Annotated in this window: 23 protein-coding genes; 12 read left to right on the top strand and 11 right to left on the bottom strand. The window is 46.1% G+C overall.

Annotation, left to right across the window (positions count from 1 at the left end; genetic code table 11):
- Position 1: 1 nt before the first annotated feature.
- Together bamC and purC are read left to right on the top strand one after the other, a co-directional pair.
- Positions 2-1,063 carry an outer membrane protein assembly factor BamC gene (gene bamC, locus D3795_RS03995; protein ID WP_156266459.1) on the top strand — a complete coding sequence of 354 codons (1,062 nt, stop codon included), beginning with the start codon at positions 2-4 and terminating at the stop codon, positions 1,061-1,063.
- 44 nt (positions 1,064-1,107) lie between these two features.
- Positions 1,108-1,821 (top strand): phosphoribosylaminoimidazolesuccinocarboxamide synthase, encoded by a 714-nt coding sequence (purC, locus tag D3795_RS03990; protein WP_156266457.1) that lies wholly within the window; start codon positions 1,108-1,110, stop codon positions 1,819-1,821.
- Here purC and D3795_RS03985 read toward each other — a convergent pair.
- The 4 genes from D3795_RS03985 to D3795_RS03970 are packed head-to-tail and all read right to left on the bottom strand — an operon-like array spanning position 1,818 to position 4,145.
- Positions 1,818-1,958 carry a DUF2897 family protein gene (locus D3795_RS03985; RefSeq protein WP_173020984.1) on the bottom strand — a complete coding sequence of 47 codons (141 nt, stop codon included), beginning with the start codon at positions 1,956-1,958 and terminating at the stop codon, positions 1,818-1,820. The genes purC and D3795_RS03985 overlap by 4 nt on opposite strands.
- Positions 1,958-2,674, bottom strand: coding sequence for a M15 family metallopeptidase (locus D3795_RS03980; protein ID WP_156266453.1), 717 nt, complete (start codon positions 2,672-2,674; stop codon positions 1,958-1,960). Before D3795_RS03980 ends, D3795_RS03985 begins: the two co-directional genes overlap by 1 nt.
- Positions 2,668-3,819, bottom strand: a complete 1,152-nt coding sequence (gene dapE, locus D3795_RS03975) for a succinyl-diaminopimelate desuccinylase (RefSeq protein WP_310942389.1) — start codon at positions 3,817-3,819, stop codon at positions 2,668-2,670. The genes D3795_RS03980 and dapE overlap by 7 nt, the downstream gene beginning before the upstream one ends.
- Positions 3,792-4,145, bottom strand: coding sequence for an arsenate reductase (locus D3795_RS03970; RefSeq protein ID WP_156266451.1), 354 nt, complete (start codon positions 4,143-4,145; stop codon positions 3,792-3,794). Before D3795_RS03970 ends, dapE begins: the two co-directional genes overlap by 28 nt.
- 262 nt (positions 4,146-4,407) lie before the next feature.
- Here D3795_RS03970 and yfbV point away from each other — a divergent pair, with 262 nt between their 5' ends.
- On the top strand, positions 4,408-4,815 hold the full coding sequence (yfbV, locus tag D3795_RS03965) for a terminus macrodomain insulation protein YfbV (protein WP_156266449.1): 408 nt from the start codon (positions 4,408-4,410) through the stop codon (positions 4,813-4,815).
- Between the two features lie 17 nt (positions 4,816-4,832).
- Here yfbV and xthA read toward each other — a convergent pair whose 3' ends face one another.
- Positions 4,833-5,642, bottom strand: a complete 810-nt coding sequence (xthA, locus tag D3795_RS03960; RefSeq protein ID WP_156266447.1) for an exodeoxyribonuclease III — start codon at positions 5,640-5,642, stop codon at positions 4,833-4,835.
- 166 nt (positions 5,643-5,808) lie between these two features.
- Here xthA and D3795_RS03955 point away from each other — a divergent pair, with 166 nt between their 5' ends.
- Genes D3795_RS03955 through D3795_RS03935 form a run of 5 tightly spaced genes read left to right on the top strand, consistent with a single transcriptional unit; the run spans position 5,809 to position 11,069 of the window.
- The gene (locus D3795_RS03955; protein ID WP_156266445.1) at positions 5,809-6,876 is read left to right on the top strand and encodes an alpha/beta hydrolase; all 1,068 of its coding nucleotides are present in this window, start codon (positions 5,809-5,811) and stop codon (positions 6,874-6,876) included.
- Positions 6,877-6,900: 24 nt separating this feature from the next.
- Complete coding sequence (gene hemH / locus D3795_RS03950; RefSeq protein ID WP_156266443.1) at positions 6,901-7,983, top strand: ferrochelatase; 1,083 nt, start codon at positions 6,901-6,903, stop codon at positions 7,981-7,983.
- Positions 7,976-8,212 carry a hypothetical protein gene (locus D3795_RS03945; protein WP_156266441.1) on the top strand — a complete coding sequence of 79 codons (237 nt, stop codon included), beginning with the start codon at positions 7,976-7,978 and terminating at the stop codon, positions 8,210-8,212. The genes hemH and D3795_RS03945 overlap by 8 nt, the downstream gene beginning before the upstream one ends.
- Positions 8,209-9,675 carry a phospholipase D family protein gene (locus D3795_RS03940; protein ID WP_156266439.1) on the top strand — a complete coding sequence of 489 codons (1,467 nt, stop codon included), beginning with the start codon at positions 8,209-8,211 and terminating at the stop codon, positions 9,673-9,675. Before D3795_RS03945 ends, D3795_RS03940 begins: the two co-directional genes overlap by 4 nt.
- A gap of 38 nt (positions 9,676-9,713) precedes the next feature.
- On the top strand, positions 9,714-11,069 hold the full coding sequence (locus D3795_RS03935; RefSeq protein ID WP_156266437.1) for an MBL fold metallo-hydrolase RNA specificity domain-containing protein: 1,356 nt from the start codon (positions 9,714-9,716) through the stop codon (positions 11,067-11,069).
- A 19-nt stretch (positions 11,070-11,088) separates the two neighbouring features.
- On the opposite strand, the gene D3795_RS03930 is transcribed toward D3795_RS03935, so the two are convergent.
- Entirely contained in the window at positions 11,089-12,450 is a 1,362-nt protein-coding gene (locus D3795_RS03930) for an SLC13 family permease (protein ID WP_310942388.1), read from the bottom strand.
- A 113-nt stretch (positions 12,451-12,563) separates the two neighbouring features.
- Between D3795_RS03930 and D3795_RS03925 the strand changes: the two genes are divergently transcribed.
- Entirely contained in the window at positions 12,564-14,591 is a 2,028-nt protein-coding gene (locus D3795_RS03925) for a BCCT family transporter (protein WP_156266435.1), read from the top strand.
- 4 nt (positions 14,592-14,595) lie between these two features.
- Here D3795_RS03925 and D3795_RS03920 read toward each other — a convergent pair whose 3' ends face one another.
- From D3795_RS03920 to D3795_RS03910, 3 genes are all read right to left on the bottom strand, one after another.
- Complete coding sequence (locus D3795_RS03920; RefSeq protein WP_156266433.1) at positions 14,596-17,655, bottom strand: putative bifunctional diguanylate cyclase/phosphodiesterase; 3,060 nt, start codon at positions 17,653-17,655, stop codon at positions 14,596-14,598.
- Between the two features lie 157 nt (positions 17,656-17,812).
- Positions 17,813-18,265 carry a GNAT family N-acetyltransferase gene (locus D3795_RS03915; RefSeq protein WP_156266431.1) on the bottom strand — a complete coding sequence of 151 codons (453 nt, stop codon included), beginning with the start codon at positions 18,263-18,265 and terminating at the stop codon, positions 17,813-17,815.
- Positions 18,265-18,849, bottom strand: coding sequence for a YceI family protein (locus D3795_RS03910; protein ID WP_156266429.1), 585 nt, complete (start codon positions 18,847-18,849; stop codon positions 18,265-18,267). The genes D3795_RS03915 and D3795_RS03910 overlap by 1 nt, the downstream gene beginning before the upstream one ends.
- 127 nt (positions 18,850-18,976) lie before the next feature.
- On the opposite strand from D3795_RS03910, the gene D3795_RS03905 reads away from it, so the two are divergent.
- Both D3795_RS03905 and D3795_RS03900 read left to right on the top strand, forming a co-directional pair.
- Positions 18,977-19,861, top strand: a complete 885-nt coding sequence (locus D3795_RS03905; protein ID WP_156266427.1) for a mechanosensitive ion channel domain-containing protein — start codon at positions 18,977-18,979, stop codon at positions 19,859-19,861.
- Positions 19,862-20,057: 196 nt separating this feature from the next.
- Positions 20,058-20,372 (top strand): hypothetical protein, encoded by a 315-nt coding sequence (locus tag D3795_RS03900; RefSeq protein WP_156266425.1) that lies wholly within the window; start codon positions 20,058-20,060, stop codon positions 20,370-20,372.
- On the opposite strand, the gene D3795_RS03895 is transcribed toward D3795_RS03900, so the two are convergent.
- Together D3795_RS03895 and D3795_RS03890 are read right to left on the bottom strand one after the other, a co-directional pair.
- On the bottom strand, positions 20,359-21,153 hold the full coding sequence (locus tag D3795_RS03895; protein WP_156266423.1) for a putative bifunctional diguanylate cyclase/phosphodiesterase: 795 nt from the start codon (positions 21,151-21,153) through the stop codon (positions 20,359-20,361). The two genes, D3795_RS03900 and D3795_RS03895, sit on opposite strands and share 14 nt — an antisense overlap.
- 47 nt (positions 21,154-21,200) lie before the next feature.
- Positions 21,201-21,653 (bottom strand): MHYT domain-containing protein, encoded by a 453-nt coding sequence (locus D3795_RS03890; protein ID WP_156266421.1) that lies wholly within the window; start codon positions 21,651-21,653, stop codon positions 21,201-21,203.
- A gap of 182 nt (positions 21,654-21,835) precedes the next feature.
- Between D3795_RS03890 and D3795_RS03885 the strand changes: the two genes are divergently transcribed.
- A complete protein-coding gene (locus D3795_RS03885) occupies positions 21,836-22,525 on the top strand; it encodes a GntR family transcriptional regulator (protein WP_156266419.1) in 690 nt (229 codons plus the stop codon).
- Position 22,526: the final 1 nt, after the last annotated feature.

The following is a 22,526-nucleotide window of genomic DNA, read 5'->3' as shown; positions in this document are numbered from 1 at the left end:
AATGAAAGCGAATTTATTAGTACTAGCTGGCGCTGCCACAGTCGTTGCTAGTGCATGTACGTTTACCCCGAAGCAGCAAGCTGAAGGAAAATTTGACTACACTGAGCTTGCCGCAGAAAACTCTATTCAACCTGCGCCAAACAAACAGTTGCCCGATGCCACCAATCGTTACACGGTTCCCGATGCGGAGCGTAAAGGACCAATCGGCAAAGAAGTGCCAATTTTAGCACCCAAATTAGTATGGCCAGTTGCTGATGGTAGTCGAGTGGAAGAGGCCGAAGATCAGGTTCGTGTTTATTTCGATGAGCTTGATGGCATGTCTGATATCGAGCAGTACGTATGGCAGGGAGCGTTACAGGCATTGCGTATCCGCAATATTGGCGTAACTGAGCAAGTTGATAGGCAACGTATCAAGACCGATTGGGTTGTTGAAACATTCGAATACGGCGAAGAGGATGAAGAAGTAACTATTCTCCGTCGCTTTCAGTTTGATTTTAATACGGCGGAACATGGTCGCACAACGGCGGTGAATAGCAGCGTTATTGATCGTGAAATTACTGCTGCCGACACTGTTGAGATCGATAAAAATTATTTGAGTTTCCGTGACCGTGACGCAGCAACTGCAGCGTTAAATATGATCATCAGTGAAATTGCGATGACGCAACAAACCGGCGTTGCAGATGTAGATGATGAAGGTGCTGTATTAATTGATATGGGCTTCGATGAAGATGGTTATGCAAGCTTCATCATGGGCGCAAGTTTCAGTTATACATGGGCCTTGATGAAAAATGTTTTGCCAGAGCTAGGTTTTGAAGTGGATGACTTTAATCGTGAAAATGGTCGTTATTACGTCACCTACAAAGTGGACGACTCGTTCTGGAGTGGCAGATCTGAAGGTAAGTTGCAGTTACCAGAAGGTGCCTACGAAGTGAAAGTGACGGGTGATGCAAAACGCACTTCAATCACATTATTCCGTGATAATGGTGACGCATTGAGTGCAGACGAAGTGATGCAAATTTTTGCACCGTTTGCTACTGAAATTCGCACCCAAAGTGGCGTATAATAACGCCACTTTAATTCTCTAACTGTTCGGAGACATTGCTGCTCATGGAAAAACGTACTGAATTGTATCGGGGTAAGGCCAAAACCGTATTCACAACGGATGACCCTGAACGCTTAATTCTTCAGTTCCGCAACGACACCTCAGCATTTGATGGTGAGAAAGTTGAGCAGCTGGACCGCAAAGGCATGGTGAATAATAAGTTTAACAATTTCATTATGGCCAAGCTTGAAGCCGCTGGTATTCCAACCCAGCTGGATCAAGTATTAAGCGACACGGAAACATTGGTTAAGAAGTTAGCGATGATTCCAGTTGAATGCGTTATTCGTAACTATGCGGCAGGATCTTTAGTGCGTCGTCTAGGGGTAACCGAAGGGCAGGAGTTGAATCCTCCAACGTTCGAGCAGTTTTTGAAGAATGATGCGCTTCATGACCCAATGATCAACGAATCGTTGGCAATCAGTTTTGGCTGGGCAACCGCTGACCAGTTGGCACAAATGAAGGAACTAACCTTCAAAGTAAACGACGTATTGAAAAAGTTGTTTGACGATGCCGGCATGTTATTGGTTGATTTCAAACTTGAGTTTGGTGTCGACGGCGACGGTAATATTGTATTGGGTGATGAATTTAGTCCAGATGGTTGCCGTTTATGGGACAAAGAAACTCGTAAGAAATTAGATAAAGACCGTTTCCGTCAAGGCTTGGGCGGCGTTGTGGAAGCGTACGAAGAGGTGGCTGCGCGACTCGGCGTATCGCTTTAATCGTCACGCCAATCATCGTCATCTGAATCATCTTGTTGCCGTTGCTGTTTATCTTTCAGCGACGGCATTTTTATATGTGCAGTATGCTTTAAAAGCATCAAATTACCGACAATAATGCCAACAGCAAGTAAAATCATTAACCAAACCATATGTCACCCGAAGTGATATCCGCATTGCAGATAGTGTCTATATAACGATGCTTAATTTCAGTTAGCTGCTCGATGACATATTCGCTGCCAGCGACATCATGGTCAGTGAGTACCTTGGCGAGCTGTTCAACGTTTATCTCAGCGTGTGCTTGGCTAGCGAAGTGTTGGTGACTAAGATGCCAAGGTTCAGCTGCCACACCCCCTTGATAGCGTGCATAGGGAAAGAAAAAGCCGAAGTCTCGAGCGTGCTTGAGTAACCATTGATGCAGCGCATAGCACGGGCCTGATTCTTGATATTCTGCTGGCACTAACTCTAATTTGCGTTCGCCACTGGCAAACGGCGTCGGGTCGTATATATCAAAATCGGTACCCCAATGATGTCGAGACGCACCCGGTAGCGCCGACCAGGTTAATATCGCTTCTATTTTTTCACCAATCGAAAGTTTCGCTGCATCGAGCAATTCACCGCGATCATTATACAGCGGTGCTTCGCCACTGAATTTGCGGTTCCAAATAGCGCGTTGGCGCTCGAAGTCACGAAAAGCAGAAGCGATGGCCATGGTGATACCAGCTTCCGCTGCCGCATCACGCATGGCGACATATGCCTGTGCAACAGGCTCCTGTAAGCGCACACCATCGCGCTCGCCAGCCACCTGTGCGGTGTGGTTCGAGCGGAGACCATACAACTGCTCAAGCGTTAGCATAATAGATTCTCAAGTACTTTTTCGTAAACTCGTGTCAGTGTTTCTAAATCGTCTTCACGGACACACTCGTTCACTTTGTGAATGGTGGCGTTCACTGGACCCAATTCGATGACTTGTGCACCGGTGGGTGCAATAAAACGACCATCCGAAGTACCGCCAGCAGTTGATAGCTCTGGGAGTCGGCCGGTAAATTCGGCGATAGCCTTTATAGTGGCATCAACGAGTTCTCCAGAATCGGTTAAAAACGGTTCGCCATTGAGTTTCCAGGTTAACGAATAGTCCAATTGATGCTGTTCGACAATGTCGATGACGCGTTGTTTCAGCTGCTCAGAAGTTGATTCGGTGCTAAAGCGGAAATTAAATTGCACATGCATTTCGCCCGGAATCACGTTGCCGGCGCCAGTTCCTGCTTGAATATTCGAAATTTGGAAGCTTGTGGGTGGAAATGAATCGTTCCCGTCATCCCATTGCGATTGAGCCAATTCCGCTAGGGCTGGTGAGGCCAAATGAATTGGATTTTCAGCTAAATGAGGGTAGGCAACGTGGCCTTGAATGCCGAATACTGTCAAATCGCCAGAAAGGCTGCCGCGGCGGCCATTTTTGACCACATCGCCGAGTTCTGCTGTACTCGAAGGCTCACCCACCAGACACCAAGTAATTTTCTCATCACGTGCTTCAAGTGTTTCGACTACTTTAGGCGTACCGTTGATAAACGGGCCTTCTTCGTCACTGGTAATAAGAAACGCAATACTACCTTTGTGATCAGGGTGATTTGCAATGAATCGTTCAGTCGCCACCACCATCGCTGCCAAACTACCTTTCATATCAGCGGCGCCACGGCCGTAGATATAGCCGTCTTTACGTGTCGCAGAAAAAGGCGGATAAACCCATGCATGTTCGGCACCTGCAGGAACCACGTCGGTATGCCCAGCGAAACAAAACACAGGGCCATCGGTACCACGGCGAGCCCACAAATTCGTTGTATCTTCAAATACCATGGTTTCTAACGTGAAGCCGAGTTGCGCCAAACGTTGACCAATGAGTTCTTGGCAGCCTTCATCTTTTGGCGTTACCGACGGGCGTTTGATGAGTTCACAAGTGAGTGCAACCGTATCCACTAGCGTTGCTCCAATAGCGACTGCCACTGCTTGTCATTAAAGCCAGCAGAAAACGAGCCCTGACAATCTAGTAGTGGTCGTTTCATGAGGGTTGGATGTTCTTGCAATAAGCGCACTGCATCTTCTGTGGTGGCTAATTGTTGCTGCTCTGCGTTGAGTGAACGCCATGCCGTACTACGTTTGTTAATGACGGTATCGCTACCCAGTTGCTCAAGCCAAACTGCGATAGTACTCGCTGGAACTGGCTCAGCACGCACATCGTGAAAATGAAACGTAATCTGTTGTTGCTCTAACCATTTACGCGCTTTGCGAACCGTATCGCAATTAGGAATACCGTAAACTGTAATGCTCATGTGTCGATTTTCTCTTGCTGTTAAAACATCTGTAGTCGCATTGTGACAAAGCCGCTGTGAATTCTCCACAATTTATGTGGATAACTCTGTGAGTTAGCTGCATTGAAGTTTGTAAGTGCATGAATATAAAGGAATTGGTGTGGTGATTGAATTCCGTACAGTTGGCTAGAAAAACCGTTATTCGTTATTCGATCGCTGCGCTTGTCGTTATTCGAAAAAACAGACACACTACAACGATTAACGATTAACGATTAACGCTCTTATGAATTTATTTAAATTAATGAAAGACGGTCAACACTACGCCAGCATTTGGCCTCGACATGCCGTTGTTGCGGCGATGACCGAGAGCCGAGTGGTGCCCGCAGTGAAATTCGCGGCACGATGGATGCCAGCTCTGGCAGTGATTAATCTTGCGGTGCAATGGCAGTGGCAAGGGCAAATGTTGGTGCCGCAGGCGTTGGTCACATCGTTATTTTTATTATCGTTGCCGTTTCAAGGTTGGTATTGGCTGGGGCGCAGGGCAAATACGAAGTTAGATCCACGGTTGAAGCATTGGTATGGTGATTTGGCGAAAAAATTGAAGGTACAACCGCAGGCACAGCCTACTTATATGCATCTAGCGAAGATCTTAAGAAAAGCACTACAAGAATTACCGCCAGACGAGCATTAGTCTGGCGGTATTAAATATTAAATCGAGAACGAACTCCAAATTGGCGCATGATCAGACGGTTTCTCGATGCCACGTAGTTCGTAGTCAATTCCAGTTTCCTGACAAACTGCTGCGAGTTTTTGCGTTGCCAAGATAAGATCGATACGCAGACCACGGTTATCGTCGAAGCCGCGTGAACGATAATCGAACCAGCTATATTGATCGGTCACATCGGGGTGTTGTTGACGATAGGTGTCAATTAATCCCCAATCGAGTAGGGTGTTTAGCCATACGCGCTCTTCTGGTAGGAAGCTACATTTGCCGGTGCGTAACCAGCGCTTCGCATTGTCATCACCAATTCCAATGTCACAATCTTGGTGTGAAATGTTCATATCGCCCATCACCACAACCGACTGTTCACTATCGAGCTCGTTATTCAAGTAGTCCATTAAATCCGCATAGAACTTTTCTTTGGCTGGGAATTTAAGTGGGTGGTCGCGGCTTTCGCCTTGCGGGAAATAGCCGTTCAATACCCGAACGCGCTCGCCGCTATCGGTAACGTAGTCACCCATAATCATGCGGCGCTGTGCTTCTTCACCGTCGTTCGGAAAACCAAACGTTGGATTCTCTAAAGGCTTTTTACTCAACAATGCCACGCCATAATGGCCTTTTTGACCATGATAAATGACGTGGTAGCCCATTGATTCAACATCTGCGAGCGGAAACTGTTCGTCGTGAACTTTGGTTTCTTGTAATCCAATCACATCAGGTTGATGTTTCTTAATGAGCGCTTCCAGCTGATGTAAGCGAGCGCGAATACCATTAATGTTGAATGAAATGACTTTCATTTTTTCTCTCTTGAATGCGTTTAGGTCAATATTAACAAAGGAAACTCGGTAAGTGCGGCAAGCATATCAGATTGCCTTAATCGAGGCGACAATAGCTGTTTAATGCGCGCTTTTTCGATATACTCAGGCCATATAACACGTTGTACAAGCAAGGAATACGAAGAACATGACCACCGATTGGTTAACCATTAAGGCGGGGCGCGACGCTTGGCTGCAGATTCAGGATAACGGCCTCAACGCAGATGATATTGGTTTATTGCTTGGCGCTTCTGGTGGCCCTAAGTGGTTTGTTTTGCAAGGCATTGATCGGTATTTGTTCGGCGAATTTTTTGAACAACGCACCAAACCGCTTGATATGCTCGGTACTTCAGCTGGGGCCTGGCGGTTTGCCAGTCTTGGTCAGGCTGATCCGGTTGCGGCAAGTGATTTATTTTGTCAGTTGTATCGCCAACAAACCTATAGCGCGAAACCAGATGTGCGAGAAATCACCGATGAAGCCATCAAGTTGCTACATGAATATGTTCCAGATTCCGCAGTGAACGATGTGTTGCAACAAGATAAATACCGACATCATTGGATAGTCACGCGGTGTCGCGGCTTGACTGGTAAAAATGGCCGTCGTCAAATTGCTGGCCTATTAGGTTCTGCGGCTGCCAATGCCATGAGCCGTCGTCATTTGGGGCGTTTTTATGACCGCGTGATTATGCACCATCCACAATCAACGGTTGATTTTGCGAAAGGTTGGCAAGATATTCCGACTTACACGGTGCCGCTGAGCACAGATAATTTTAAACAAGCACTGTTAGCAACGGGCTCTATACCTATGGTTCTGGAAGGGGTTACCGACATTGCTGGTGCACCGCCTGGCATGTATCGCGATGGCGGCATCACCGATTATCATTTCGATCTCGATCTGAGTGCGGTGAATGGTTTAGTCCTGTACCCGCACTTTTACCACCAAGTAGTACCAGGGTGGTTTGATAAAAGTTTGAAGTGGCGCCGTACTCGCGGAAAACAGTGGCCAAATGTGATCCTTATGTCACCGTCGCCCGAATTTATTGCGTCATTACCGTATGGCAAAATTCCGGATCGCACCGATTTCGCCAAGCTAAGTGTCGAAGATCGTTTCAAGTATTGGCAACAGGCTGTGGATCACAGTCAGCGCATGGCTGATCAGTTGCGTGAATGGATTGAATCCGGTGAAATTCGTCAAAAAATTCAATTGTGGACATAATTGTGGACATAAGGGAGTAGCAGTATGCGTTTTCAAGGTAGCCCTAAGTTTAGTCATGTACAAACCGATAAAATTGGCGTACTCATTACCAACCTTGGTACTCCCGATGAGCCGACGACACCAGCGTTACGCCGTTACTTACGTGAGTTTCTGTCTGACCCGAGAGTGGTTGAAGTACCGCGGTTACTGTGGTGGTTGATTTTAAATGGGGTGATTTTACGAATTCGCCCGCGTCGCTCAGCAGCTGCGTACAAAACTGTATGGACAGAACGCGGCTCGCCACTTCTGTTCCACACTCAAGATCAGCATCAGGCGTTACAGGAAAAATTAGCTGAGCGTTATGGTGACGATGTGGTGGTTGAATATGCGATGCGCTACGGTAATCCATCGATTGCTTCAGGTTTACAAAAATTGTTTGATGCTGGTGCGCGTAAACTCGTGGTATTGCCGCTTTACCCACAGTATTCAGCAGCAACGACGGGGTCGACGTTTGATGCAATCAGCCAAGACTTCAATAAACGCCGTTGGTTACCTGATTTTCGTTTTGTTGGACATTATCACGATGAGCCAAAGTATATTACTGCAGTTGTCGACAGCATTAAAAAATTCTGGGAAACCCATGGTAAGCCAGAGAAGCTCATTTTAAGTTATCACGGTGTACCGCTTCGGTATCTGCATGAAGGCGACCCATATCACTGTGAGTGTCATAAAACGTCACGCTTAATAGCCGAGCAGTTAGGCCTTGAAAAACATGAATATATGACTACGTTTCAATCACGGTTTGGTCGCGAAGAGTGGCTACAACCTTATACCGATGCTACTTTAAAAGCATTACCTGAACAGGGAATTAAGCGTATTCATGTGGTCTGCCCAGGGTTTAGCGCCGATTGTCTAGAAACCATTGAAGAAATTGGCGAAGAAAACCGCGAGTATTTCATGGAAGCAGGTGGGAAAGACTATGCTTATATTCCGGCATTAAACGCACAGCCTGCTCATATTGATGCTTTAGCCGATATTATCGATAAACAGCTACACGGCTGGCAACTAACTCACGATGAAGCGCAACGCGCTGAACGCGCCAAGACATTGGAGGCGAAACATGAGTGACAAAGCTGATAAAACGGAAGAGAAGCAGACGGAACAAGAGCGTGAGCGCATGTTTCAAATTTCCGCAAACCGCGGCCGATCACGGCACAAGTTACGCTATGTCGAGAGCTCGCTCAGTGAGACAGGTGATTGTCGTTTGTGCGTCGGGACACTTAGTCCCGATGACGATTTAACCGAAACGAACGAGGCTGTTGATGACAAAGACAAGGACGCTACTGATAAATCATGACCCAAGTGCCTGAAGGCCGATTTTCTGATGCGATTAATCCATTACTAGCAGAGCATCCTGATCAAAGCGGGGTGGTGCCTTTAATCAACGCTCGCGAAGCGTTTGCGGCGCGAGTCGTATTAGCGCGCCATGCGCAATATACTCTTGATATTCAATACTATATTTGGCGTAACGACCGTACTGGTACGTTAATGTTTGAAGCCTTACATGAAGCGGCAGAACGCGGCGTGACGATCCGTTTATTGCTTGATGACCATAATACCGCCGACTTAGATGCGGTATTGATAGGTCTGCAGAGCCATCCAAATATTGATATCCGTCTTTATAATCCCCTGAAACTTCGCCGGCCCCGATTTTTAAATTACCTATTTGATTTTGCGCGAGTTAATCGCCGCATGCATAACAAGGCCTTAATCGCTGACCAACAAGTGCTCATCAGTGGCGGGCGTAATATTGGTGATGAATATTTTGGTGCTCATGACGATGTGATTTTTGCAGATCTTGATGCTTTGATGATTGGTCCAGTAGTGCAACAGGCGCAATCGGAATTTGAGAAATATTGGAATAGTGCCTCAGCGGTGCCGCTTTCCCAGCTGTTTACACTAACTAAGCCGCAAAGTTTAACCACATTGGAGCAACGCGCGAGCGTGATTGAAGCAGACCCGAGCGCGCGCCACTATATTGAGGCTATTCGTAAATTACCATTTGTGCAGGATTTTTTAACTCAGAAATTAGAGTTTGTATGGGCGAAAGTCACCTTGATGTCGGATAGCCCGACTAAAACCTTAGGGCTTGCGCAACAGCAACACTTGCTAGCATATCAACTGCAGCAAGCGATAGGTCATCCTGAACAATGCGTCAAACTGGTATCGCCGTATTTTGTCCCGACGAAAACCGGTGTCGCACTGTTGACTGAATTAGCGGCGTCGGGTGTCGATATCACAATTTTGACCAATTCGTTGGAAGCAACTGATGTGGCTGTTGTTCATGCAGGTTATGCCAAATGGCGTAAGGCATTAATAAGCGCAGGTATAAAGCTTTATGAAGTGCAGAAGGTATCGCCGCTAGCACGTAAACAAGAACGTAAGCTACGACGGCAGCGCTTAAAGGGGAAGGAACGATTCGGTAGTTCGGCATCCAGTTTACATGCCAAAACCTTTAGTGTGGATAAGGAACGCGTTTTTTTGGGATCATTTAACTTTGACCCCCGCTCAATTGAGCTTAATACTGAACTTGGTTTTATCATTTATAGTTCAGCGTTGGCGCAGAAAATCGACCAAGCTTTCCAACAAACAGTACCTAATTATGCGTATCGCGTTGACCTTGATGAACAGGGTAAACTTTATTGGGAAGAGCGGTTAGGTCCACGAATAACTCGCTATCGCTCTGAGCCTGGCGTATCGTGGTGGCGTCGGTTAGGCATGAGAACGCTGGCATTATTGCCCATTGATTGGTTACTTTAGTCGCTATAACTTCAAGGCCAGCAAACAAGGAGTCGTCTATGCATTTAACCTTTCTAGGCGGTTGTGAAACGGTTACTGGTTCTAAATATCTACTTGAAACAGACACCACACGAGTACTGGTCGATTGCGGGATGTTCCAAGGCTACAAGTGGCTGCGCCGACGCAATTGGCAACCATTACCGCTAGGTATTCAAAATGTGGATGCCATTGTTCTTACTCATGCGCACCTTGATCATTCAGGGTTCATTCCGGTGCTTTACAAGCATGGCTATCGCGGACCTGTTTTTACCCATCATGCTACGGCAAGGTTATGTGGGTTGTTGTGGCCTGATAGTGGCAAAATTCAGGAAGAGGACGCAAAGTTTTATGGCCGACACAAGCTCAGTCGCCATGAAAATCCCGAGCCACTATATGACGAAGCGACGGCTGAAGCTGCGTTAAAGCTTCTGCAACCCATTGACTTCAAACAACAGTTTTCCGTTGGCGATATCGAGTTTTCATTGCATCCAGTGGGACATATTTTGGGTGCTGCCAGTATTGTTGCCGAACACAAAGGCAAACGCATTGGTTTTAGCGGTGATATCGGCCGCTCCCACGACATTTTAATGAAACCGCCAGAGCCAATGCCGGCAGTAGATATTCTGTTGGTTGAATCAACCTATGGCGATCGTCGTCATGAGACAGATGACCCGTGGCAACAACTGGCTGATGTGGTGAATGAAACCGCCTCGAGTGGTGGTGTATTGCTTATCCCAAGTTTTGCGGTGGGGCGAGCTCAATTACTGCAACACATGTTAGTGACATTAATGGCCCAGCGAAAAATACCGCGCATGCCCATTTTCCTTGATAGCCCAATGGCAATTAAAGCCTCAGATATTTATGGCGACTATCATCAATTTCATAGACTCAGCGCTGAGCAATGCCAAGCTGCGGAGCAGCAGGTGATTTACACGCCACATGTGGAAGATTCAAAAGCAATTGCCAAGCAACATGGCCCACATATCATTATTGCTGGCAGTGGCATGGCCACTGGTGGTCGAATATTGCATCATTTTAAGCACTGGTTAGGTGACCATCGTGCAACCGTCCTGTTTTCTGGACACCAAGCTGGGGGAACCCGAGGCGCGAAAATGGAGCAGGGCGTTGAGCGCATCAAAGTACATGGCGAGTGGTTGCCGGTGAAAGCGCGTATTCGCCGTCTCGATGGCTTATCGGGCCACGCCGACTATCAAGAAATTGGTGATTGGCTGCATAGCTCACCGTTGCCGCCAGATTTGCAGGTGCATTTAGTTCACGGCGAACCAGATTCGTTGGAAGCGATGTCAGATTTTCTCAAGCAAACCACATCGTATGATGTCAATATTGCTGACTACATGGGCGTGATTCACTTTTAATTTGAGTCAGCAATTCTCGTTACACAAATACCATCACAATGGCGGCGGTGAGTGCCGCCATGATCACGTTCAATACCATGCCTTCGCGCACCATCATTTTAATGGTGAGGCGTTCTGAGGCGAACACAATTGAGTTGGGCGGCGTTGCCACAGGCAGACAAAACGCACAACTACATGCTATAGCGGCAGGGATCATGAGTAGTTCTGGTGGCAATTCAAGTGCACCGGCAGCTGCCGCTAATACCGGCATAAGTAGTGTTGCTGTGGCGGTATTTGAAGTCACTTCAGTCAATAGGCTAACCGAAATAGCTAACAGGAATACCAAAAGCCATGTCGGCAAGCCAGCTAGACCAACCAAACCATGGCCGATAATTTGACTTAAACCGCTACTGACGAAACCTTGCGCCAGGGCGATACCACCAGCGAACAACAGCAAAATACCCCATGGAATAGCCACTGCGTCGCGCCACTCCAATAATGGAATGCCATCTTTATCGTGCCAAATAAATAGTGCAAGTACGCCCATGAATGCGACGGTGGCATCACCTATGGTGCCAAGCCCCAAAGCCCCCGACCAGCCCCCGAATGGCGCTGTGCGGGTCATCCACAACACAATGACGGCGCCAAATATTAGCAGGACACGTTTTTCAGCACTGCGAACCGATCCGCTTTCTGCTATTTCTAAATGAGTTTCAGAGGTTAAACCTCGAGTAAGCCACCACGCCATCACTGGAATACCAACAATGACCAGCGGAAGACCAATTTGCATCCAGCGCATGAAGCCAAAGCTGGTGCCGGTATAACTCTCGTACACCGATGCAAAAATTAAATTAGGTGGGGTTCCAATCAGTGTCGCAATACCTCCAACCGACGCTGAGTAAGCCAGCCCGAGTAGTAGGGCGCGTTGAAATTTGTGATCCGGACTAGCATCAGCGAGCGCTAATGCAACCGGTAATAAAGCAAGTACTGCTGCCGTATTTGAGATCCACATCGATAAAAACGCAGTAGCTATCATAAAGGCAAAGATCATTCGGCGGGCGCTACTATTGCCAAGTTTACGAACTAAATTCAAAGCAATTCGCTTATGTACGCCGCATAACTCAACGGCTTTGGCGAGCATGAATGCCGCCATAAATAACAAAATAATTGGGTTACCAAGCGCTGCCGAGACTTCGTTAACACTGGCGATACCGCCTAGAGGTAAAAGCACAAAAGGTAATAAGGAAGTGGCTGGTAGCGAGATGGTTTCGGTAATCCACCACCAAGCAACCCAAACCGTCGTTGCTAGCGTCCACGCAGCTGCAGTTGGCATATTGAAAATATAGTGAGCCATAAAATAAGAGATAACAGCGGCGGCAGGACCAGCAATACGATGAAACATAGTTAGAAGTGCTCCAGATAGTTTCAAATTAGGCTATCAGAGTTGTGGCAAATTTGAAATTTTTCCTCTTACCGCATAGGGTTAAATAACTAAAGCAAAAGGAGAGAGTACGCATGTCGAACACAAAGGCGAAATGGAACTCCGCAATATTAGTGCCGGTTTTTATACCAGCCGTTGCAGTGATTGCGTTGTTGGTTATTGGAACTTTGAGTAGTCCGGAGCTTGCCGGAGAACTATTTAGTGATGTCTTAGCATGGATCACCAAGGATTTTGGCTGGTTCTACATGTTGGCAGTTGCCATCTTTCTCGTTTTTATTGTGGTAGTTGCTATTTCTAAGTGGGGACGAATTAAATTAGGCCCCGATCATGCCGAACCCGAATATAGTTTCCCAGCTTGGTTTGCGATGTTATTTTCCGCTGGTTACGGTATTGCTTTGTTATTCTTTGGTGTAGCGGAGCCTGTATTGCATTACGCTAGCCCTCCGGTTGGCGCTGCGCAAACGGTCGATTCTGCGAAGCAGGCAATGCAAATTGCCTATTTCCATTGGGGCTTTCATATCTGGGCTATTTACGGCCTTGTCGGTCTTGTTTTAGCGTACTTCTCGTTCCGACATGGTTTGCCATTGTCGATGCGCTCAACACTCTACCCAATGATCGGTGAAAAGATTCATGGTCCTGCCGGGCATGCAGTGGATACGTTTGCCATTTTAGGGACGATGTTCGGTATCGCCACAACGCTTGGTTTATCAGTGATTCAAATCAACGCAGGTTTAAATTATTTGTGGCCAGATATTCCAATTAGTACCACGGTGCAATTAATTGCCATTGCGGTGATTACGGTGTTCGCGATTATGTCGGTGGTTGCCGGCCTCGATAAAGGGGTGAAGCGCCTGTCTTATGTGAATATGGTACTGGTTCTATTTATTCTCTTGTTCGTGTTTTTTGCTGGCCCAACGGTTCATATCTTAGAAACCTACCTGCAAAATACTGGTTCTTATTTGAACAACATTGTCGAGCGTACCTTTAATCTCCAAGCGTATTCGCGCAGTGATTGGATTGGCAATTGGACCTTATTTATCTTCGGCTGGACAATTGCATGGGCACCCTTTGTCGGGCTCTTTATTGCAAAAATTAGTCGTGGTCGCACCATTCGTCAGTTTGTATTTGGTGTCATGTTTGTACCAACGATGTTTACGTTTTTCTGGTTCAGCGTGTTTGGGGATACAGCGCTGAATATGATCATGAATGAAGGTTACACCACGCTTATCACCGAAGTAAAAAATGACGAAGCGATTGCTTTGTTTAAACTGTATGAACGTCTACCGTGGACGAATATTTTGTCATTCGCGACCGTGATATTGATTGTCACCTTCTTCGTTACGTCGTCTGACTCAGGTTCATTGGTCATCGATTCGTTAGCATCGGGCGGTATTGCCGAAACGCCTGTGTGGCAACGTGTATTTTGGGCTAGTGCGGAAGGTGTCGTCGCTGGCGTATTGCTCTTGGCCGGTGGACTAGGGGCGTTACAAACCGCATCGATTGCGAGTGCACTGCCGTTCGCAGTGATCATTCTTATCGCCGCATTTGGCATGTGGCGAGCGCTGGTAATTGAAGGACACCAGTATGCGAGTTTGAAAACAGCCATGCGTACGCACCGTCGAGGCGTTCATGCCGGCCCTACGTATTGGAAGAAGCGCCTTGCCGGCGTTGTGGATTTCCCGCGTCAAACGGAAGTACGTGAATTTGTTGAGCATACGGTGATGGAATGCCTAGGCGATGTCGCTAAAGAGCTTGGTAGCAAAGAATGGGAAACCGAAGCAGCATTTGATGCAGAACATGTTCGAGCCATTCTAACGATTCGTCGACAAGACGAAGTAGAATTCAGCTATGAAGTACGGATGCGAGCGTATCAGCGACCGCAATTTGCGATGACCGACAAGCGTGACAAACGTGAAACCGAGTACTATCGTGCAGAGGTATTCTTACGCCAAGGTGGTCAAGCGTATGATCTTTATGGCTATGAACCGAACGACATCATTAACGATGTGATTAACCAGTTCGAGAACTATTTGCAGTTTATGCATATTTCGCCAGCGAGTTTACCTTGGGATCTCGAACAACATGACGATGACCTGAAATAAGGAATTAAATCAGGTCGCTGTTTTGTAGAAAGATAAGTAAATCGGCAAGTGGCATTGGGCGAGCAAAGTAAAACCCTTGCCCATAGCCACAGCCGAATTTCTTCAGCAATGTAATTTGGTCGGTCGTTTCAACACCTTCAGCAATCACCTCAAGCCCAACCTGTTGAGCCATATTAATAATGCCTTGCGTGATGGCTTGATCACTCGAAGAGTGCTCGAGTTCCTTAATAAACGCACGATCAATCTTCAATTTAGTGACCGGTAAGGTCTTCAAATAACTTAAGCCCGAAAAGCCCGTGCCAAAGTCATCAATGGCGACACGAATGCCTCGCTCGCGAAGACGTTGAAGTACACTGATGGCGTTATTAGTATTTTCCATCAAAATACTCTCGGTTAGCTCGAGCTCGAGGTGGTCGGGCGGCGTCTGTGTTTCATTGAGAACTTGCTCAATTTGTTCAAAAAAATTAGCACGATGGAATTGCAACGCCGATAAGTTCACAGCGACACGCTGTATGCCAGCCGCGTGCAACTTCTTCATATCGGTACAGGCTTGTTTAAGTGCCCATGCTCCGGCAGGAATAATTTGCCCTGTTGCTTCGGCGAGCGGGATAAATTCAACCGGCGAAATGGCCGTACTGTCCTCTAGAGACCAGCGCATGAGCGCCTCAACCGAAACAATTTTACCGGAAGTAAAATCAATAATTGGTTGATAGAAAAGCTTTAACGATTCATTATCGATGGCCTGCTGCAACTGGCTACGTAAAATAATATCCGAAGCTGACATCGATTGACGTTGCTGCGTGTAGAATTGCCAATGATTTCGGCCTTGTTGTTTCGCTTGCGCCATGGCAACGTCAGCTTGCTGAATCAAACTCATGGCATCTTTGTTGGTCGGCTTATAAATGGTGACCCCGATGCTTGCCGTCAGATAGATCTTTTGGTTGCCGACTGTGTAAGGCTCATCAATAAAATCCAACACATGCGCGACGAGTTCTTCAAGTTGCGGTATGGATTCACAGCGATTTGTAGCCATGACAAATTCGTCACCACTAAAGCGAGCAAGAATATCTGGCTGCTTAATATGCTTTTGCAGCCGAGCAGCAACCTGCTGCAAAATTTCGTCACCAACGCGCAAACCGAGACTATCATTCACCGGTTTAAATCCATCAATATCAATAAACAATACTGCCAACAATTGCTCTGATGGCGCAGTTTGCTGTTGCTGAATTAACTGGGTTAAGTCGCTCTCAAATGCAGCGCGATTGGATAGCCCAGTTAGGTTGTCATGACGTGCTTGATAACTGAGTTGCTCTTCTTGTTCTTTAATTTGGGTGATATCGCGACCAATTCCAAACGTACCTAATACGTCACCACCAATGATGATGGGGAGGTTTGTTATATCAAATATTTTGATACTCTTCGTGCGATAGGTGATCACCTCGGCTTCATAGCGCTGACTCTGTCCCGTTTGAATAATTCCAGTAAATATCGGAAGGATTCGAGCAAACTCACCATCATCTAAAAATTCTTGAAAATGCATATCTAGTAGTTGCTCGCGATCAACTTCAACTTGTTCACAAAAAGCATCGTTTACATGGGTAAACTTGCCGTTGCAGTCAAGCGAAAAAACAGGATCGGGGTGCTGACTAAATAAGCTTCGATAGCGTTGCTCGTTTATTGATAACTCTTGACGTTGTTTACGCAAACGTCTTTGCGTTAGCGCTACTTTATGGCTGTGGTGCCGTAGTTCTCGGTTTTGTTCAAACATCAACACGAATGCCAAACTAAATAAGAGCCCCAACGATACAATTGCCGTACGCAAATTGCCCGAATAGGAGAGTTCTTCAAAATTATAAAGCGTGGCATTTAACTCAAGCTCAGGGCCGTGAGGGATAGTTAAAATAGCCGATGCCAATGCCAATTCATTAGCATGCGTGGGTTTATCATCCTCAAAGCTTCGCTCAGCTTGTTCTGAGAGTCTGGTGTAAACCTTTATTTTGTCATTAGTTAAACGCGTCGCCGGGTTCATCATTTGATTGAGGTTAAATACCGCGAGCAAATAACGCATATCATCAACGACATCAGCAATTGGCAATATCATCACGGCAACGGCGGGTGTTTCAGACTGCATAAATTGCAGCTCAGGAATGATAAAATTGATGTCGATATGATGCTGTACTAACCAGTTTTGTACTTGTGGCATAGCCATCACTTCTAAACTTGGTATGTGGCTATCTGGTCTGTCTTCTGTCCATAATGTTTGTTTACTTGTATCAAGTGCCGATAAACTCAATAGATGAGGAATATCACGTAGATAAGCTTGAACGTCTGAACGCCGATCGAACTCGAAGTTGTTTGCTGCAGCTAGTTCCCAGCGCTCAGTCATGCGCCGCATCAATTGAATATTGACCATAGCCATGGTGCTACGAGCATTAGCTAGTCGCTCTACTTCTCTTTCGGCTTGCTGTTGAATTTCTTTGAGGCTGGAGTAACCCATAAAATACCAAGCAGCACTTGTAAGGCATACCGCAATAAAGCCAATCGTCATGGCTTGTTTGCTTGGTAACACTGAAACAAATCGCTCTTGTTGTGAGAGCAAACTGTAGCTAACACCTAAAAGGAGAAGCAATACTGCAGCGACGCTCGTGATATCTGGGTGCGGACCAAGCAACATAAACCCATTCGGGTTAATGTGTATAACCAGCATAATTATTGCGGCGAGGGTGACTAGGGCAGATGTAACCCGCATCCAAATGCGTTGGATAGGGTGTTTCGGATTCATTGCCAACATCACGCCCAGCACAATAAACAACAGAATCATCGGCGGGTAAAGCGCGGCTTCATATTCCGCCAACCATGGCATGAATAAGATATCATGCAAGCTGGTGTTCACTAATAAACTATGTAGTGCTGCAACAATAATGACACCGCTGCCAAGCCATTGAAAAAAGCGGTATTTAAATAATAAGCCGGCGGTGGCCACACTAATAGCGATGCAAATCAGCGATGAATTGTTCGATAGCATACGCTCGAACAAACTCTGTGGCTCGACTATTGCGTTCATGACAATACCGAGCGCACCTATGGTGAAGGTTGCAACTAGTGTTGTGAATAGTGTTGCCGAAACAACAAAAGGGTTGATCCGTATTTTCGACAAGAGACTTCGTGCCTTACTTTATTAATTATTATGAAGTCACTATATGAGAGTTTTTATTGCACCGTCAACAGGCATTGTAGTGCATGAGTAAGCGGTGTTGGTTAGGCCCCATAAAGTTATCAATTTGTTCAATATCTTTGAACCCTAATTGACGGTACAAATGAATCGCACCAAAATTATTAGGCGACACTGTCAATGCAATTTTCGAGAACGGATTGGGCTGCGTATGCACTTGCGCTAATAGAGTCTGCATGAGTTGCCGTCCAATCCCTTCTCCACGCGCAGAGTTAGCCACTAATAGTGACATGATCCACAGGGAGCTTCCGCTACCAGGGGCAGCAAGAACATAACCAACAACTGCGTTATCTCGCTCGGCTATGAATAGCCATGGTGACCATTGCGCTAGTGCTTGATAAAACAGGGGGGCAGGATAGCCCTCATCAGCATAAGTGCCGAATTCGAGGGCTACGAGTTGGTCTATATCTGCTGCTGTGGCAGAACGAATATTACTTACCATTAACGTGTAAACTGCACGCTAAACGTTACTGGTACGCTGTAGTCAATACGTGAAAGACCGGCAATTTCACGAAGTTTATCGATGCCAGCAACAAGCTTGAAAGCTTTCGTATCAATGATGATAGGTTGAGTCGTGGTTGCCAAGAAACGATCTTCTGTCAAACGAGTGACCTGCAAATAACTACTGACGCTCTCTGACTCACCAGCAATATAAACCTGAGTTTCAACAACTAACGGAATAGTCTCGCCGACGGGCATTGCTAATAATACGTCGTCCTCTAATTTCGCTGTAGCGGTAGCAACAGAATATTCAGTTGACTGAAATAGGTGCTCAAGCATCCGCTCGTTACGAATTGGAATTTGAGTATCCAAGCTCACTACTGGAATTTCAATGTTTACCTGGTTGTCTTCCCAAGTTCCTTGCAATTCGGTAAAGCGATGAATTTCAGCGATATGGTTATTCTTTACCGAAACAAAATTGAGTACTGAGTTCTCGCTATCGAGTTGCCAAGTATCCGCCTGTGCACTGACGGTGAAGAATGCCACCGAACAAAGCCCGGTTAACAAAAAATTTTTAATAGACATACAGTTACTCCTCTTGTTGAGCTATAAAAGATAGCATATACGTCATTTTTACTCGAGAGACTGACGGAATATTTACCAAACTGGTGTAAGATAATCGTCATAAAAATCAAAACCTGCTAGGCCAATCATGTATACGGATACACTGACAAATTTGTTTAATGAGTTTCAATTTTCGGAGCAATTACTACGTCCCGTTATCGCGACACTAATTCTTGTGACTGCGATTGTGATTATCCGCGCCATTTTGTCAAAATTTATCCGCAAGAGCGTTCGCTCCACTGATTTACGCCGTCGTTGGTTTGTGCAAACACGCAATGTGTTGCTGTTGTTGATGGTCGTCGGGTTAATGCTGATTTGGGCTGAAGAGCTACGCACATTAGCGTTAGGTATTGTAGCGATTGCCGTAGCATTTGTGGTTGCAACTAAAGAACTCATCATGTGTTTAACTGGCAGCTTAGTTAAATCTGGCGGCAGTGCGTTTAGTATTGGTGACCGTATTCAAATTAAGGACTTCCGTGGTGATGTGATAGACCAAAATCTTTTAACCACCACAATTTTAGAGGTAGGACCCGGGAAGTTTTCTCACCAACGTACTGGTCGCATGATCGCCATTCCAAACTCGTTATTTGTGTCTGAACCAGTTGTGAATGAAAGCTATACACACGACTTTGTACTTCATGTGTTTACCGTACCGTTTAAACGAGAAGACAACTGGCACGCAGCGCAATCAGCGTTATTAGAGTCAGCGAACCGGCACTGTGCCGATTACGTCGAACAAGCGCGCCGTTACATGCAGCGCATGAGTGACCACCGTGGTATCGACGTTCCATCTGCTGACCCTCGGGTAACAATCTCGGTACCGGCCGCCGGGGAAATTCATCTGATTGTCCGTTTTCCATGTAAATCAGGAATGCGGAGTTTTATGGAGCAATCGATACTTAACGACGTGTTCCAGCACAATGACTTCACGCCGATTACCAAGCAAACCAAATCTGAATTGACTGAACAGTAACCTTTAATTTCATCAGATAAAACACGCTTACTAGCGAATGTTATATTGCCTTTCGCTCCAGAGCTTTCTAATCTATGTAAAGTCAATTTACATATTAAAGTGTTTATAAAATGTTATCTATCTCCCGGTAGATACTTCAGGGATAGGTGGTCAGGAAAGGATTCCTTTTATCCAAGCTGTGGTGTGAGGAGTAAGCTTGCGCACAATTTATTTTGTGATCATCAGTGTTAGTTGTTGTTTTTTGATAAGCTGTAGCGAGCTGAGCCCTTCATGTGATGCTGCGCAAGCCAAGCGTGAAGTGCGTCAATCTATAGCTACGCAACTACCTAGCCATGTTGAGATCAAGCTTATTGGAATCAACACACTACGAACAAATTTTGCAACAGGCGAAGTCTTGTGTTCGGCAAAGTTAGAGTTAAACGATGCCTATACCAGTACTGATGTGATGCGTTCGGTGGGGTACATGGTGCAGTACGATAAACAGCACCAATTAAAAGTTACGGTGTTTTAATAACTCGTATGGTTTGGTTGAATTCATCAACAGCCACAGGGCGTCCGAATAAATAACCTTGGTAGGTATGGCATCCTAACTGCATCAAAAACTGACGCTGCTCCGGCTCTTCAACACCTTCGGCAATTACCGAAAGATTTAAACTCTTAGCCAATTGAATGATTGCTTGAACAATCGATGCCGTTGACTTCTGATGTAACATTTCGCGCACGAACTGAACGTCTATCTTCAACGTTTCAAACGGCAATTCAGCTAGATACAAAAGAGAAGAGTATCCCGTACCGAAATCGTCAATGGCGAACTGCACACCAACTTCAGTGAGCTCGTGCATTTTCGTAGCCACAATTTCAATATCGTGCAGCATGAGGCTCTCGGTTATTTCAAGCTTTAGATTCTGTGCATTGATGCCATAACGCTGTATTGCATTGCAAAGTTTGTCGACAAAGTCAGGTTGCTGAAATTGTCGACCACTCACGTTGATTGCAAGCGTTAGTGATGCCGTATCAGCGCCAAGACTCCAGCTCCTCAAAATTTCGCAGGACTGTTCGATAATCCAGTCGCCAATTTCAATAATGAGTCCAGACTCTTCGGCAATAGGAATGAATTCTGCCGGTGAAATCCATCCTTGTTCTGGGTGATACCAGCGCAGTAAAGCTTCCGCACCAACCACTTGCGCATCGATATCCACTTGCGGTTGCAAAAATAATTGCAGTTCATTCTTTGATAAGGCACTGCGTAAATCTTTCTCAAGTTTCGCGCGCTGTTTGGCTTGTTCCGCCATGCTAGATCGCTAGTGCATGTGTTGCGTTATTTATCTTCTCTAAATGTTCAATCAGCATTTGGCGATTCGCCAAGCCAGTTAAGCTGTCGCGCGTAGCAAGGTTGTGTATGATTGAACGCGCTTCTTTCTGTGACTTTGCTTGTGCATAAAGGCGCTTTGTGAGCCACTTGTGTTTTTAGGGCAAACCAATTCGCAAGAATTGCAGGTATGACAGAGATTAGCGTTAAGCCAACTTGGTGTGAAATCTGAGGGGGTATTTCGAACGCCAACATGCCAATAAAATGCATGCTCCACACCGCCAGACCAGCTATTACGGCACTCACCCCCAACCAAATGTGGCGAAACCGAGGTTGCTTGTAGGAGCTGGCTCGAGTCAGCGTTAACAGTGAGGTGTAAGCACCGAGCAGAGCGATTGCATAAGATAACAGTACCAACGGCCAGTTAAGATGCCCGATTATTAGAGGCTGAGTAGCTTGTCCTAAGTCGAAAAATAGTTCCATAAAATTGTCGGTGCTCTTTTATTGTAGTTTTTCGTGAGGTTGACCTGGTATATCAACATAGTACGGGAAAATTCCGTAGACAGTTTAAATAAATAAATTGTCGACAATGAATGATGGGTATACTTGGAATTGAATCAAAATGAGCGTACAATTCGATTAATTCACAAAATATGTCGACAATCATGACTAATTCACCTCAAAGCCCATTATGGCGGTCTCCCGTCACTTCATCTGATCGACTGCTGCTAGAGATGCAGCGGACGATAGTGGAGGGTGAAATAGCATCTGGGAGTAAGATTAGCGAACCTGAACTGGCACGTAAATTCAACGTTAGTCGAGCGCCGCTGCGCGAAGCCATGGCGCGTCTTGAGCGCTGCCATCTCATTGAGCGAATACCGAATGCTGGCGCACGGGTCGTGAAGTTGTCAACCGAGGGGCTTCGTGCACTTTATCAAATTCGTGAAGAGCTTGAAGGATTAGCCTGCCGGCTTGCCGCAGAGAATATGGATGAGCAGGAAATTGAACAGCTACGTGGCCTGCTAGACCAACATTTAAACTCTCAGCGTGTGCGTGAAGGCGAAAGCTATTATCAAGAAGCTGGTGATTTAGACTTTCATTATCGAATTATCATAGGTAGTAAAAACCCATATTTGATTAATATGCTGTGCGATGAGCTTTATTTTCTCGTACGCATGTACCGTGTTCAGCTTGGTATGAATGGGCCGCGTGTGTCGCGCGCATTTGATGAACACAAAGCGATTATTAATGCTATTGCGAATCGCGATGGCGAATTGGCGGATCTTTTGATGCGCCGCCACATTGCCGCATCACGCGGTAATATCGAATTAAAACTGCAACAATTGGGGAAGTAAC

Source organism: Pseudidiomarina andamanensis, assembly GCF_009734345.1.
Taxonomy (GTDB): domain Bacteria; phylum Pseudomonadota; class Gammaproteobacteria; order Enterobacterales; family Alteromonadaceae; genus Pseudidiomarina; species Pseudidiomarina andamanensis.
The sequence above is the reverse complement of the archived record's forward strand: the minus strand, read 5'-3'. Positions and strand labels throughout refer to the sequence as shown.